This window comes from Clostridium paraputrificum AGR2156 (genome assembly GCF_000424025.1).
GTDB classification, from domain to species: Bacteria; Bacillota; Clostridia; order Clostridiales; family Clostridiaceae; genus Clostridium; species Clostridium paraputrificum.
Genome location: NZ_AUJC01000014.1, coordinates 17,703 through 32,020 on the forward strand (window position 1 = coordinate 17,703; position 14,318 = coordinate 32,020).

A 14,318-nucleotide genomic window follows, 5' to 3' on the forward strand; every position below is an offset into this window, starting at 1 on the left:
CTATAAATTTATTAATTAATTATAAAATACTTATACATTTTTAGTAAATACTTTTCTTTCATTGACCATGAACTTCCTTTCTCAATCTCTCTAGTTCTAATGATAACCTATCTACTTCTTTTCTAAGGTGTTCTATATCAGAACAAGTCTTTGCTGTTTGCTTATTCTTTGATGTTGATTCTCCTGTTTGTGAAGTTGAACTAGATTGGTTACTTTGTGGACAAAACGGATTGGTTACATTTTTATATTTAAGATCATAATAACGTCCTGGACCACTTTGAAAATATTGTTGCTGTGCATTATATGTTTCAATAGTTTGCCCCACCAACATTAACCAATTTCCTATAGCATTTTGAACATTAAAAGGTAGGTTTCCAGACATAACCATACCTATAATTTGTCCCATCAAAGAAAAAAGCTGAGGATTTAAATCTTGAAATCCTCCTGGCATATCTGAACATCCCTGTTCATCAAAAGTTCCAGTAAAATTAAACATATTGTAAAAAAACTCTTCAAATCCATTATAATTATCTGAATTCATAATTACCTCTTTTTCATCATGCTATATTATTATCTATTAATTAAAGTTTTTTTTATAACTCCAATCTTTAATTAAGTATAACTTTTTTAAAAACTAATTAATAAATAAAACAATAATATTAGAAAACCGCACCTCTATAAATCTACGAAGTGCGGTTTTTAATAACTAATCTATTACTATATATTTACTTAATTATATAAGATTTATTACTATTATTTATTCTTATTAAAATTTTTTTATTCTATCTTTTTTAAACAACCTATTATCATATTTATATAAAAATTCTTTAGTATAATCAACATCTGAAGGACAATCTATATATTCAAGACCTCTTTTTTGTCTTGTTTCATCTCCTTTTCCTGTTATTAAAATTACACTATCTTCATCTACATCCATAATGGCTTTTTCTATAGCTTTTCCTCTGTCAGTAACTATAGAATAATTGCATCCTTGAGCTTTAATATATTTAGATATTTCATTACATATATCTACAACTGATTCTTCTCCTGGATCTTCCTCTGTAATTATTACCGTATCTGAATATTTTCCTGAAATCTCACCTAAATCTTTACGTCTATCTAGAGCCTTCTTACCTGGACATCCAAAAACAGTAGTTATTTTTCTTTCTGGATACTCTGCTTTAACAGATTCAAATAGCCTTTCAAAACTCAACTTATTATGAGCATAGTCTACAATGGCTATCACCTTATTATCCTCATTGTTATAAACTTCCATTCTTCCCTTAACCTTAGCTTTTTTAAGGCCTTCATATATATACTTTTCAGGAATATCTAACGCCTCACATATTGCTATTGCTGCTAATGCATTTTCAACATTAAATAACCCTGGAATAGTTAATTGGAACTCCTTATCAAATCTCTTTGTTCTAGCTCTAAATAATATGTTATTATCTTTCTTTCTAACACCATAACCATATACATCTGCTTCTTTTTTATCTAACCCAAAAGTTATCATATTAGAACACTTCTTACTTGCTTTTAATACTTCTTCTAAATGCTCAGTGTTTAAGTTAATACAAGATATCTTACTTTGTTCAAATATCCTAAGCTTTGAGCTAAAGTAGTCATCAAAATCCTTATGCTCTATATCACTTACATGATCATAACCTATATTTAAAAAACATCCAACATTAAATTCTATACCTAATACTCTATTGTATTTCAACGCTTGGCTAGATACTTCCATCTCCATATATTTCATTCCACTTCTAACAGCATTATCAAAGTGCTTATGTAAATCAATTGATTCTGGTGTAGTAATATGTGACTCTATATCTATAACACCATCATATGTATCTATAGAAGATATAACGCCACTCATTGGTTCATTAATGCTTTTTAGATATTCATCAAATATATATCTTATAAAATATGTAGTGGTAGACTTTCCTTTAGTACCTGTAATCCCTACTAAGTTTAACTTTTCCCAAGCTTTATTATAAAAATAATTTGATATATACGCCATTGCTTTTCTTATATCATTAACAATTATATAAGAGCAATCATTTCCTAACTCATACTTATTTTCGCTTATATAGCAAACTGCTCCACTTATTATTGCATCCTTTAAAAATTCTTCTCTAAAGTGTGCCCCTTTACAAATAAATAAAGTATTTGTTTTTATATCTTTAGAATTACATGAAACATACTCTATATGACTTTTCTTCTTATCTTCTATATTATATTCCAATACTAAATTCTGTTTTAATAAAAGCTTTAGGTATTCTTCTAAACTACATATATTACTCATAAACTACTCCTTTTCTTTATTACTTAGTTTTTTGAACACATCTCTATAGACTTACTTACTAAAATATCCATTGCATCTATATAAAAATCAGATAAATCATGTTGCTCTTTAAAGCAAGATAATTCTGTACACGCTAATATAGCTCCATCACAGCCTGCCTCTTTAAGTTCCCTTTCTATCTCTAAAAACATACCATAATTTCCTATTTTCCCTTTTTTAACTTGATTATATATTATGTCCATCACCATAGCTTGCTTGTCTTTACTAGGAATATAACTTTCAATATCTAATAACTCAAGTTCTTTTTGATATACCCCAACACTTATTGTGCCATCAGTTGCTAAAATAGCAACCTTTTTAATACTTTTCTTTCTGTTATATATATATTTAACTGTTTCTTTTATCATATTTATTATAGGTATACATACCTCACTTTGAACATTATCTATAAAATAATGTGAAGTATTACATGGAACTGCTATAACCTTACATCCAGTAGTTTCTAATAGCTTTGCATCTTCTACCAGCTTATTTAACACCTTACTCTCATCTTTATTAAGAATAGCACTAGTTCTATCTGGTATTGTAGTATCATTTAAAACAACCATTGGTATATGCTCTTGATCTTTATCTGCATTGGTTCTATCAATAACCATTCCCATAAATAATTGAGTTGCCTTAGGTCCCATTCCACCTATAACACCTAGTTTATTATAACCTGTATTTGAAGACATCTACTATTTTCCTCCAAGATACTTTCTATATTTATATACGTGCCCTAACTTTGATTTAAACAAACTCATTTTTCTCTTAAATCCATTGTCTACTTTATAATCTAGAGAGTTTGTTACTTTTCCTTCTTTTATAAGTTCTCTCATTTCATCTTTATATTGTTGAGGTTTTATATACTTAAACATTACATACTTTGGAACTACACTCCATAAGCATCTTTCTTTTGCTATTTTAAAAGGAATATCCTTATTTTCTATATAATCCTCAACTAAATATTTAACTATATTATTTCCACTACCTGTTACATAGTAATTACTTCTTCCTTGACGAACATTTATTTCAAATACTTTATACTTTCCGTCTTTCTCATCGTATTTTATATCAAAATTTGAAAATCCTACAAAGTTGATATCTTCAAGAAATTTTTTAATTTTCACTGTAACATCTTCATTATATTCGTTTATTATAACAGCATGATTCCCTATTCCATGAGGTGTATGTTCTTCTAACAAAACATGTCCTAATGCCATTAACTTAACTTTTCCATTCTTATCTGAATAGTTTGTTAAAACTCTCATATATGTGTCGTCACCATTTATAAATTCTTGTAACACCACTGAATCCGTATATCCAGCATCATATATTTGCTTTAATGTTTCTTCTAATTCTTCTCTTGTATCAAGCTTATAAACCTTTTTTTGACTTTGGAAAGGATATTCCCAATACATAACACTATTAGCAGGCTTTAAGATATATGGTGCTCCAAATGGAAGTTCAAAGTCATTTCCCATTTCCTTACGATATATAAATGTATTCGGGTAATCTATTCCATACTTATCACATATATTGTAGAACTTTTCCTTATGTATTAATGTATTCATCATTTCACTACTAACATATGGAGCTACTACATTACTTGGATAATTCCCTAAATTTTCAGCACATAGTTTTACATAACTATCTCCACATCCAATTAATATAACTGTTTTATCCTTGTGCTTATTCGCAAATTCTCTTACATGTTTAATAAAGTTTTCTTGATCATCATTTTTCTCACACACATTATAATCTATAATATCACTATTAAAACAAGGACCTATTGCATACTTTCCCCATACTGTACTTTTTATTCCATATGCTTCATGAAAAGCTCTAGCCACACTATAAACATTAATATCTCCGCCAAATAAAAGTGGCATAAATTCTATTTCCTTTTGTTTCATAATTTATCTCACCATCTTTTCTCAATAATTAAAAGTAAAAAAACTTGTACATTTTTGCTCAATACATTATAGTATTCGCTATTTTATTTGTCAAGGCAAGTAATATTGCCACTTTCCAAGGTTTTTACAACTACTATTATACATTATTTTTAGCAAAATAACTTCTTTTTTAATTATTGTCACAAAAGAATTTATTAAACATACTTTTTCATATTTAATAAACAAGGCTGTATAAGCCTAAGGTAAAACCTTAATCTGAGACAACCTCTTGATTAGTTACTTTTTCAATTGTTCATTATATATCATTCTTGATATTTTAGATATTTTTTCAGCTGGGCCACTTACCCCTTCTGCATACGCTACTATTACATATGGCTTGTCTGTAAACACTATTCCTATATCACTAACAGCGCCACCATAATTACTCATTTTATGTACGACCTTATTGTATTGGAAATATTTATCTAATGAACCCTTTCTTATTTTTTCATATGTGACCATATTTAAGCCAACCTTATATGTACTTGCTGCTGTAAAGACCTTATTTTCATTTATTTCTATCTTGTATCCCACTTGTTAAATCATAATAAATAAATCCAAACCTGCTTATTTCAGACCCTAAATATTTTTGTATTCTCCTTAATAGGAATATTAGATTCTAATATAGATTCAGAAGTTGTACCTTCCTGTGTTTGATTATTTTGTGGCTTCTGTTCATTCTTTTTCCCCTTCCAACTTCCTTTTAGCTTCCTCCTCTGCTTTTAGTCTTTGTGCCTCAAACTCAACCTGTTTTTCTCTTTCTATAGCTTGAGTTTTTCTAGTATCTACAATCTTAAATATTCCTCCCAATAATAAAACCAATAAAAAAGTAGTACTAAATACTATTACCTTTAAGTAACCTAAAATAAAAAAGGTGGATAAACCACCTCTTCTTTTAAAATTATAACTATTGCTTTTTAAATATAGTTTCGCCTTCTTTAATAGTCTCAAGAACTTGTATATCTTTTATTTCCATAGGATCAACCTTTAGTATATTCTTATCTAATATAACTAAATCCGCTAACTTACCTTCTTTTAAGGTACCTTTAATATCTTCCTCGAAATATTGGTATGCTGCATTTTTTGTAACAGCTTTTAAGGCATCTAAGGGACTTACCCTTTCCTCTTCTCCTAATAAAACTCCATTTTTAGTTATTCTATTAACAGCACACCATATAGTTTCTAACATATTAGGCTCTATAACAGGCGAATCTTGATGAAATGTATATAGTATTCCCTTATCTTGAGCTGACTTTGCCAAACTTATTTTACTTGCTCTTTCCATTCCATAATTCTTTATATGAATATCCCCCCAGTAATAAACATGGGCTACAAAGAAAGATGGCATTATACCCAAAGCTTTTAAATCATCTAATTGGTCTTCTGCTAATAATTGAGCATGTATCATAACAGGCCTTATATTATTATTCGAATGAGTTCTTTCTTTGGCAACTTCATATTGATCTATGAATTGCTGAGAAGCAGCATCTCCATTACAATGGACTAATATCTGCATATCTTCCCTTAATGCCTTCTCTAATTTACTTTCTATTTCTTCATCCTTTTGTACTCCATATCCATAATAATCTTTTTCCTTTCCTAAGTATGGAGTTCTCATCCATGCGGTACGACCTTGTGGAGATCCATCCAAGAAAGTCTTATATCCTCCCATTTTCACATGATTATCATATCTCTGAATACAATTTGCAAACTTTTCTTTTAATAATTCAGCATTCATTATATCTAAATATCCAATCAAATCTATTTTTAGAAGTTTAGACTGTATTAAATACTGAAATATATCTGTTAATACATCTACAACCATTCCCTCTTGAACAGTTGTAATACCATAACTGGCATATGCACATTGAGCCTTAAGCAGAGTTTCCATAAATTCTTCATTAGATACAACTGGTATAGATTGAATATAATTTATATATGCATTTTCTTCTAAATATCCAGTAACTTCTCCATCCTTCTTTTCTATAACGCCTCCTTCTGGACTTGGTGTATCCACTGTTATCCCTAAATCATTTATTCCTATAGTATTTAATACACCCATATGTCCAGACTTATGTTTAACAATAAGTGGATTATTAGGAGCTGCTTTATCTAAAACCGCCTTAGTTGGATGAAACTTTTCCTCTAAATAACTTTGATCATAGCCATTTGCTTGAATCCACATTCCAGCTGGTATATTATTCTTTTTAATAAACCTTTGTATAGCATCAACAATTTCCTCAAAACTTACTGCTTCTCCTAAATCTACTTGTGTAAAGGAACTAGCATATCCAGAAAAATGACTATGTGCATCTATGAATGATGGCATTAATGTTTTCCCTTGTAGATTAATTATCTCCACATCTTTACTTGCTTCCTTAAGTAAATCTTCTTTTTTCCCTAACTTATCTATCTTTCTTCCTTTAATTAACACTGCTTCAGTATATAATTCATCCTCAAGTGTCAATATATCTCCATTAAAATATAACTTTTCTTTATTGGACATTTTTACCCTCCCAAAATTCTCTTAATTTATATTTATTCAGCTTTAGCTTTTCACAGTATATATTTTTTAATCAGTTTTTTAGCTAGAATCTTACTATATTCTCTTCAAATAAAACACACTACTTATCTTTATTTGAAAACTTACTTGTGATACGGCTCATTGTTAATAATTCTAAATCCTCTATATACTTGCTCTAAAAGCATTACTCTAAATAACTGATGAGGAAATGTCATCTTTGAAAAACATAGCTTATAATTTGCTCTTTTAATTACATCTTCTGATAACCCTAAACTTCCTCCAATTATAAAAACTATATTTGAATTTCCTGTAACACAACAATTTGATATAAATGAAGCAAACTCTTCAGAAGTTATTTGCTTACCCTTTAAGTCCATTGCAACTACATAAGAATTATCCTTTATTTTAGATAAAATCAATCTACCTTCTTTTTCTTTTATTTGTTGCTCTTCTTTTTCTGATGCATTATCTGGTGTTTTCTCATCTGGTAATTCTATAATTTCTAACTTACAATACCTACTCAATCTCTTTGAATATTCATCAATTGCTTGTTTTAAATATTTCTCTTTTAACTTTCCCACTGCAATAATTGAAATGTTCATAAAAATATCCTCCTAAGTAATATACTAATATATTACCACAAAGGAGGATTAAAACTCATTTTATTCTACTTTATAGTTATCTACATCTATAATAGTTGGAGAATCATCTTCTACAACAACATCTTTAGATTTTATTTGTTTTTTCTTAGGTAATGTTAACAATAATAAATCATTATCAAATGATGCTTTTAATTTTGTTACATCTATTTCTTCTACATAGAAGGTTTTTATTAAATCTCCACCAGTTTGAATTATTGTCATTCTTACATTTCTACCATTTGAATATGTTTGCTTTTTCTTAATGGTTAATATAGCTTTGTTTTCCTCAAAGTCTATATTTACATCCTTTGGAGTTAATCCTGGTAAATATCCTTTTATCAAATAATATGGGCCATAATCTTTTATTGATATATCATAAGCATCCTCATTCATCAAATCATCAACCATATTATTTACAAAATCACTAGATAAAAGTTGATCAACCATTCCATTTATAAAATCATCATTTAGCAAACCATTTAATATACTTCCATAGTTAAAATTATTATTGTTATTATTCATAGGGCTATTATTAAACATAAAAGGAAACATTCCAAACATATATACCATCCCCTCATAAAGATGCTTTTATAATATATATGTATTAAATGGTTCCTTTTTTGATACAATTTTAATATCCTATCTCTTTATTTAAAAATATAACATGTATTCTTCCTTTTATACTTTGTCTTTTTATAACAGTATACTCACTACATATCCTTTCTTTACTATTGCAGTTCATGCAGTATCCTACCTTTGTACAAGGAGTATTTTTATTTAACCTTTTTGCATTAGCTGGCGCACTTACTGTTTTATTCCTTTTAATAGCATCATCTAATGTTGGAACTATCTTATTAATACCACATATGATAATTACTTTTTCTGGCCCATATAATAAAGCTGCTACTCTGTTTCCATTCCCATCAACATTATACAGTTGTCCATCTTCCGTTATGGCATTACTACTAGAAAAATATGCATCTGCAAAAAAAGCCTCTTTATAAATCTTTACTATTTCCTCTTTTGTTAATCCTTCCTTATATCTATCTAGGAATTTATATCTATCGCTTCTTAAATGATCTATTACTCCTGTTTCAAATAAAGATATAGAACCACCACAAGCTACCATTGAACCTTCTGAAACTATCTCTTTAATTTTATCTATTAACTCCTCTTCATTTTCAACCAAGTAACCATTCATATTATTTTTCTCTAATGCTTCAATTGTTCTAATTATTTTTTGTTCATTAACCCACTTTAAATTCTTATCCATATAAAAACCTCCTCAATACATCTTTAATTAAATTTTATCATACAAAAAAGGTAGATATGATACTCATATCTACCTAAATTCAACTTACTTTCCACAACACTTCTTATACTTTTTACCACTACCACATGGGCAAAGATCATTTCTACCTACTTTATTTTCATTTCTAACTGTTTTAGAATCTTTATATTCTTTCTCTATTTCATGTCTCTTCTCTACTGAGAATATTCCATCCCATTGTGGTAAGTTATATAAGTAATCAGCCTTTGCATCTAACATATTAAAATATAATTTTTCTAAGTTTATATCAAATACTAATTCAGTATTTGAATCTACAGATTCAAGATCATATGGATTGTTTAAACTATCATTTATTCCATCAACAAATCCCATTATGAACTCTTCTGTTGTATTATATTCTTTAGCAAGATTTGAAATCACAACTTTTTTCACGTTTTTATGATCTGCTAATAAATCTTTATATATTTTTGTTTCTATAGCACTATATTCATCCCAAAAAGCCTTTTCGCCCTTAGTCTTAACATATTCTACTACCATATCAGTCCAATTACTGTATAAACTCATACTATTCTCCTCTTTTCTAAATATATTTTTTATAATTCTATATAGCCACTTGGCTCTTTTCTACTTGCCATAGAAAGTATTACATCCTCACCTTGTTTTAAGCCTTTATCTTTTATTACATTTAAAACTGTTTGATAAGCTAAATCAGGATGATTATTTGTATTACTTAAATGCCCTAATATAACCTTTTTTCCAAATCCATTTTTTGCTATATTAACTATAGCTTCGCCACAGTCATCATTTGATAAGTGACCAACTTCACTTAATATTCTTCTTTTTAGTGAATATGGATATGGACCGAACTTTAGCATATTAACATCATGGTTACTTTCTAATAAAATAACCTCTGAGTCTTTTACATTACTATAAATTTCTTCTGTAAATACACCAAAGTCAGTAGCAACACTTACTTGCTTTATCCCATTACTTACTGTATAACCTACCGGCGATATAGCATCGTGTGGTATTATAAAAGACTTTATATTTAAGCTACCTATATCAACGCTTGTTCTTCTATACATAACTTTTATGTTATGCTCTTTTACCTTGCCTATTGAACTTTCCATAGCAGCCCAAGTCTTATCATTAGCATATATAGGGACATCGTATTTCCTTGATATTATTCCTACACCTTTAATATGGTCACTATGCTCATGAGTAATGAATATTCCATCTAACTTACTAGGATCTTGCCCAATAGACTTCATTGCTTCATCAATCTTTTTTCCAGGCATACCAGCATCAATTAATATTTTTGATTCTTTATCACCTATAAAAATACTATTGCCACTGCTACCACTATATAATGAGCAAAAAATCATTTACTTTTCCCCCATCTTAATCTTCACAACTAACTCTATGTATGTCAGCTCCTAAAGATCTAAATTTTTCCTCTATATGAGGATATCCTCTATCTATATGTTCTATATTTGTAATTTCTGTTTCACCTTCAGCCATAAGCCCAGCTACAACCATAGCTGCACCTGCTCTTAAATCAGTTGCCACAACTACAGCACCTGTTAACTTCTCTACACCATCAATTAAGGCTACTCTACCTTCAACTTTTATGTTAGCACCCATCTTCTTTAGCTCATCAGTATGTTTATGTCTATTTTCATATATAGATTCATTAATCATACTTCTTCCTGGTACTGTTGATAAAAGCGAAGACATAGGTTGTTGTATGTCTGTTGGAAACCCTGGATATGGAGTTGTTTTTATATTAACGCCCTTAAGTTCTCCATCGACTGTAACTCTAACACTATCGTCACCTTCTTCAACAACTACTCCCATTTCTATAAGTTTTGCTGTTATAGATTCTAAATGCTTAGGAATTACATTTTTTATTGTAATATCCCCTCTTGTTGCTGCAGCAGAAATCATAAATGTCCCGGCCTCAATCTGATCAGGAATAACACTATACGAACATCCGCTTAGTTCTTTAACACCTCTAATTCTAATAACATCAGTTCCTGCACCCTTTATGTCTGCCCCCATAGTGTTTAAGAAGTTCGCAACATCTACTACATGTGGTTCCTTTGCAACATTTTCTAATGTTGTTACCCCTTCAGCTAATGTAGCTGCAATCATAACATTAATTGTAGCTCCAACTGAAACAACATCAAAGAAAATATTAGTCCCAACTAGCCTATCTGCTTTAACTTTTACAGCACCATGTTCTATAACAACTTCTGCACCTAATGCTTCAAACCCCTTTATATGTTGGTCTATTGGTCTAACACCTATAGGGCATCCCCCTGGTAATTCCACTCTAGCTTGCTTAAATCTTGCTAATAACGATCCAATAAAATAATAAGAAGCTCTCATTCTTCTAACATCTTCTGTGCAAGCATCAAAATTATTTACATCCGTACTATCAATTTCTAATGTATTATTATCTAACTTATTTACAGTGCATCCTAAACTTTTTAGTATACGTTCTAAACAATGTACATCTTCTATATCCGGTATATTATCAATTACACATTTTCCAGTATTCGCTATTATAGCAGCTGGTAATATTGCAACCGCTGCATTTTTTGCACCATTTATTTCAACCGCTCCCCTAAGAGACTTACCTCCATTAATAACTAACTTTTCCATCAAATTCACCCTTATTCAAAGATTATATATATTAAAATTCCCAAAATTCATAATTATATCCAAAATTCTATTAAATACGCATTATAACTCTATTGTATAGAATTCTATCTTAACTATTATAACATAAAGTATAGTTATTTAAATATCTTTTTTATGGCAAATTCACCTTTTTAGTAACTATACTCCATTTAATTTGTTAAAATTTTAGTATTTTTAGTAAATTAAATAAAATCAATGCTTTTATGTTTTTTTATATTTGGTAATATGTTATAATTTATAACAAAGTTTGTATATAAAATTTTCCCGAATGTGAGGTTTGCTATGAAATATTATATTGTTGCACTATTCGATGACGAATCTTATAAGTTAATATCACCTATTCAAAAAAATCTTTCAAAAAAATTTAGGGCTAATAGAAATTCTCCTCAGCCATACATCGTTTTAGGAGCATTGGAAAATCCAACTATAGATAAGCTTAGTCCAATTTTAGAAAAGATTTTAAAACCTTATAAAAAATTTAAAGTTGAATTGTGCGATAGTGTTTGCGTAAGTGAGACTACTAAAACAGTAAATCTCAAGATTGAACATATTGGATATATAAGAAAGATTTCAAGAGTTATCAATGATACTTTAAAATTACATGGATTTAATATCTTAAATAATGATGAAGATGAACTTGCAATTTCTTTAGCCAATGTAAATTATTTTAATAAGGATAAAAAAAATAATAGTGAAGTACTATATGATTCAAATAAAAATAATAAAACCTATCCTACACTAAAGGTTGATAGATTTGAAATATGGAAAATTTCTAATAGTAGAAGGGAAACATTAATTAAAAGTTATCCTCTTAGAAATTTTTAAAATAATAAAAACTCCTATTTTTTCAAAGAATAAATAGGAGTTTTTATTATTTTTTTTAATATTTGAAAAATATTTGTTTTGTAGTCGTTTTCTGACCTTTTCTTTATTTTAAAGATTCTGTAAAATATATAAAGACGATTGCCTTGAAAATTAAGGGGGATATAAACATGCAAATTGAAGATTTGTTTAAAATACAAAAAGAAGCTAATAATAAAGTTCAAATAGATACTAACTTAAGTGGTTATAAGCTACTTGCAAGAAAACATCTTGAACTTCAAATAAAAATGAGTGAATTAGCAAATGAAACAAAATGCTATAAATATTGGATTGATGATAACTTTACTGTAAATAAAAGTACTGTATTCGATAAGTATATCTCTTGCTTCAGGCAAGTCTTATCTTTAGGAATTGATAAAGGCTATGACAGTATTAAATGTATTACTATACAACCTAGTGAATATTGTTTAAGCGATCAATTTTTAAATTTATATATAGACATAAATGACCTTCTAATATCTTCTTCTGAAGATCACTATGTTACTTTATTAGAAGACTTTTTAAGTCTTGCAATAAGTCTAGGATTCTCTGAACAAGATATTGTAGATGGTTTTAAATTATAACTTCATCATATTTTAAGCTCTCTAATTTTTAGGGAGCTTTTATTATATTCTAAATCTCTCTGGGAATACTATTTTTGAGGTGATTAAAATGATAGCTATAATTACAGCAATAATTTCTGGTATTGCTATGAGTGTTCAAGGTGTATTTAATACACGACTAGGAGAAAAAATTGGAGTTTGGGAAACAAACGTTTTTGTTCAAGGAAGTGCTCTTATACTAACCTTAATTATTACCTTTTTTATAGGTAAAGGAAGCTATAATCAAATTAAAGAAGCCAATAAATTATATTTACTAGGGGGTGCTCTTGGTGTTGTAATAACATATACAGTTATGAAAAGCATTAGTGGTTTAGGCCCTACATGTGGAATCGGTATAATACTTGTTGCTCAATTATTAGCTGCTGCATTAATTGAAGCATTTGGACTATTCGGAAGTGAAAAACTTAATTTTACATTAAAAGAACTTATAGGTATTGCAATCATGGTTGTAGGTATTATAGTATTTAAATGGAAACATTAAACAAAGGAGTTCTATAATGAATATATTTAGTAATATTAAATTTTTATCCATACTAACAGCAACCAATATAAAGGAATACTTTAATCAAAGAAATGATATTTCTAATGAAGCATTGAAAACCGATTCAGTACATTGGTATGGTCATGCTACTGCATTGATAAATTTATCAGATATCATAATACTTACTGATCCAGTTTTAAATAATACTTTAGGATTCTTTAAAAGAATTGCTAACCGCCCTAGTAGCCTTGATGATCAAAAAATAGATTATATTCTACTATCTCACGGACATATGGATCACACTAACTTCTCTTCCTTAAGAAAGTTAGATAAAAATATTACTATTATAGTTCCTAAAGGATATAGACGATTAATGAAATTATTAGGATTTAAAAATGTTATAATGCTTCGAGATACAGAAATATATGAAGATGAAAATATAAAAATTACAGCTATAAAAGCTAATCATGATGGTCGTAGATTTTATATAGGAATAGACGATGAAAGTAATTCCTATCTTATAGAAAGAAATAAAAAGAAGGTATTTTTTGCTGGAGATACAGCTTTTACTAATGATTTTGACAACTTAGAGTGTGATGTTGCTATTATGCCTGTAGGTTGTTATAAACCAGATAGATTTTCATATATGCACTGTACTCCAGAGGAAAGCTACAAAATGTTTAGCATGATGAAATGTAATGCTATGATTCCTATTCATTATAAGACCTTTAAGATATCATTAGAAGATTTCAATGAAACACATGATACACTTGTTAATTTTAATGATGAAAGAATTAAAATTCTAAATATAGGTCAAACATATAAATTTTAAGCAGTTTTTATAATAACTGCTTTTTTTAGTTGTATTAACAAAATTGCCCTAATC

The 14,318-nt window shown here is 28.7% G+C and carries 17 protein-coding genes; 4 read left to right on the top strand and 13 right to left on the bottom strand.

Going from position 1 to position 14,318, the window contains the following annotated elements; all coding sequences use genetic code 11:
- Positions 1-58: 58 nt before the first annotated feature.
- The 13 genes from G594_RS0113005 to G594_RS0113065 all read right to left on the bottom strand — a co-directional run bounded on the left by G594_RS0113005 (position 59) and on the right by G594_RS0113065 (position 11,428).
- Positions 59-541 carry a hypothetical protein gene (locus G594_RS0113005; protein WP_027098985.1) on the bottom strand — a complete coding sequence of 161 codons (483 nt, stop codon included), beginning with the start codon at positions 539-541 and terminating at the stop codon, positions 59-61.
- A gap of 225 nt (positions 542-766) precedes the next feature.
- Complete coding sequence (locus G594_RS18965) at positions 767-2,311, bottom strand: Mur ligase family protein (RefSeq protein ID WP_051196016.1); 1,545 nt, start codon at positions 2,309-2,311, stop codon at positions 767-769.
- Positions 2,312-2,334: 23 nt separating this feature from the next.
- Entirely contained in the window at positions 2,335-3,045 is a 711-nt protein-coding gene (gene cuyB, locus G594_RS0113015; RefSeq protein ID WP_027098986.1) for a cysteate racemase, read from the bottom strand.
- 3 nt (positions 3,046-3,048) lie between these two features.
- Positions 3,049-4,266, bottom strand: coding sequence for a carboxylate--amine ligase (locus G594_RS0113020; RefSeq protein WP_027098987.1), 1,218 nt, complete (start codon positions 4,264-4,266; stop codon positions 3,049-3,051).
- Positions 4,267-4,542: 276 nt separating this feature from the next.
- A complete protein-coding gene (locus G594_RS0113025) occupies positions 4,543-4,839 on the bottom strand; it encodes a hypothetical protein (RefSeq protein WP_027098988.1) in 297 nt (98 codons plus the stop codon).
- A gap of 141 nt (positions 4,840-4,980) precedes the next feature.
- The gene (locus G594_RS20155) at positions 4,981-5,127 is read right to left on the bottom strand and encodes a hypothetical protein (protein WP_155849311.1); all 147 of its coding nucleotides are present in this window, start codon (positions 5,125-5,127) and stop codon (positions 4,981-4,983) included.
- Positions 5,128-5,212: 85 nt separating this feature from the next.
- On the bottom strand, positions 5,213-6,811 hold the full coding sequence (locus tag G594_RS0113035) for an amidohydrolase (RefSeq protein ID WP_027098990.1): 1,599 nt from the start codon (positions 6,809-6,811) through the stop codon (positions 5,213-5,215).
- Between the two features lie 140 nt (positions 6,812-6,951).
- A complete protein-coding gene (gene rlmH, locus G594_RS0113040) occupies positions 6,952-7,431 on the bottom strand; it encodes a 23S rRNA (pseudouridine(1915)-N(3))-methyltransferase RlmH (protein ID WP_027098991.1) in 480 nt (159 codons plus the stop codon).
- A gap of 60 nt (positions 7,432-7,491) precedes the next feature.
- Entirely contained in the window at positions 7,492-8,031 is a 540-nt protein-coding gene (locus tag G594_RS0113045; protein ID WP_027098992.1) for an Hsp20 family protein, read from the bottom strand.
- Positions 8,032-8,101: 70 nt separating this feature from the next.
- A complete protein-coding gene (locus G594_RS0113050; RefSeq protein ID WP_027098993.1) occupies positions 8,102-8,743 on the bottom strand; it encodes a lactate utilization protein in 642 nt (213 codons plus the stop codon).
- 84 nt (positions 8,744-8,827) lie between these two features.
- Entirely contained in the window at positions 8,828-9,325 is a 498-nt protein-coding gene (locus G594_RS0113055; RefSeq protein ID WP_027098994.1) for an SEC-C metal-binding domain-containing protein, read from the bottom strand.
- Positions 9,326-9,354: 29 nt separating this feature from the next.
- Positions 9,355-10,146 (bottom strand): MBL fold metallo-hydrolase, encoded by a 792-nt coding sequence (locus G594_RS0113060; protein ID WP_027098995.1) that lies wholly within the window; start codon positions 10,144-10,146, stop codon positions 9,355-9,357.
- Positions 10,147-10,162: 16 nt separating this feature from the next.
- Positions 10,163-11,428, bottom strand: a complete 1,266-nt coding sequence (locus G594_RS0113065; protein WP_027098996.1) for a UDP-N-acetylglucosamine 1-carboxyvinyltransferase — start codon at positions 11,426-11,428, stop codon at positions 10,163-10,165.
- A gap of 321 nt (positions 11,429-11,749) precedes the next feature.
- Here G594_RS0113065 and G594_RS0113070 point away from each other — a divergent pair, with 321 nt between their 5' ends.
- The 4 genes from G594_RS0113070 to G594_RS0113085 all read left to right on the top strand — a co-directional run bounded on the left by G594_RS0113070 (position 11,750) and on the right by G594_RS0113085 (position 14,264).
- Positions 11,750-12,292 carry a hypothetical protein gene (locus G594_RS0113070; RefSeq protein WP_027098997.1) on the top strand — a complete coding sequence of 181 codons (543 nt, stop codon included), beginning with the start codon at positions 11,750-11,752 and terminating at the stop codon, positions 12,290-12,292.
- Between the two features lie 167 nt (positions 12,293-12,459).
- On the top strand, positions 12,460-12,912 hold the full coding sequence (locus G594_RS0113075; RefSeq protein WP_027098998.1) for a dUTP diphosphatase: 453 nt from the start codon (positions 12,460-12,462) through the stop codon (positions 12,910-12,912).
- A gap of 88 nt (positions 12,913-13,000) precedes the next feature.
- Positions 13,001-13,432, top strand: a complete 432-nt coding sequence (locus G594_RS0113080; protein ID WP_027098999.1) for a DMT family transporter — start codon at positions 13,001-13,003, stop codon at positions 13,430-13,432.
- Positions 13,433-13,448: 16 nt separating this feature from the next.
- A complete protein-coding gene (locus G594_RS0113085) occupies positions 13,449-14,264 on the top strand; it encodes an MBL fold metallo-hydrolase (RefSeq protein WP_027099000.1) in 816 nt (271 codons plus the stop codon).
- The last annotated feature ends 54 nt before the right edge of the window (positions 14,265-14,318 follow it).

What these genes read in the sequence shown, in the direction of transcription:
- G594_RS0113065 (WP_027098996.1), bottom strand. Translation starts at nt 11,428, where the DNA reads ATGGAAAAGTTAGTTATTAATGGAGGTAAGTCTCTTAGGGGAGCGGTT.
- rlmH (WP_027098991.1), bottom strand. Translation starts at nt 7,431, where the DNA reads ATGAACATTTCAATTATTGCAGTGGGAAAGTTAAAAGAGAAATATTTA.
- cuyB (WP_027098986.1), bottom strand. Translation starts at nt 3,045, where the DNA reads ATGTCTTCAAATACAGGTTATAATAAACTAGGTGTTATAGGTGGAATG.
- G594_RS0113085 (WP_027099000.1), top strand. Translation starts at nt 13,449, where the DNA reads ATGAATATATTTAGTAATATTAAATTTTTATCCATACTAACAGCAACC.
- G594_RS0113060 (WP_027098995.1), bottom strand. Translation starts at nt 10,146, where the DNA reads ATGATTTTTTGCTCATTATATAGTGGTAGCAGTGGCAATAGTATTTTT.
- G594_RS0113055 (WP_027098994.1), bottom strand. Translation starts at nt 9,325, where the DNA reads ATGAGTTTATACAGTAATTGGACTGATATGGTAGTAGAATATGTTAAG.
- G594_RS18965 (WP_051196016.1), bottom strand. Translation starts at nt 2,311, where the DNA reads ATGAGTAATATATGTAGTTTAGAAGAATACCTAAAGCTTTTATTAAAA.
- G594_RS0113020 (WP_027098987.1), bottom strand. Translation starts at nt 4,266, where the DNA reads ATGAAACAAAAGGAAATAGAATTTATGCCACTTTTATTTGGCGGAGAT.
- G594_RS0113075 (WP_027098998.1), top strand. Translation starts at nt 12,460, where the DNA reads ATGCAAATTGAAGATTTGTTTAAAATACAAAAAGAAGCTAATAATAAA.
- G594_RS0113080 (WP_027098999.1), top strand. Translation starts at nt 13,001, where the DNA reads ATGATAGCTATAATTACAGCAATAATTTCTGGTATTGCTATGAGTGTT.
- G594_RS0113035 (WP_027098990.1), bottom strand. Translation starts at nt 6,811, where the DNA reads ATGTCCAATAAAGAAAAGTTATATTTTAATGGAGATATATTGACACTT.
- G594_RS0113050 (WP_027098993.1), bottom strand. Translation starts at nt 8,743, where the DNA reads ATGGATAAGAATTTAAAGTGGGTTAATGAACAAAAAATAATTAGAACA.
- G594_RS0113045 (WP_027098992.1), bottom strand. Translation starts at nt 8,031, where the DNA reads ATGTTTGGAATGTTTCCTTTTATGTTTAATAATAGCCCTATGAATAAT.
- G594_RS0113070 (WP_027098997.1), top strand. Translation starts at nt 11,750, where the DNA reads ATGAAATATTATATTGTTGCACTATTCGATGACGAATCTTATAAGTTA.
- G594_RS0113005 (WP_027098985.1), bottom strand. Translation starts at nt 541, where the DNA reads ATGAATTCAGATAATTATAATGGATTTGAAGAGTTTTTTTACAATATG.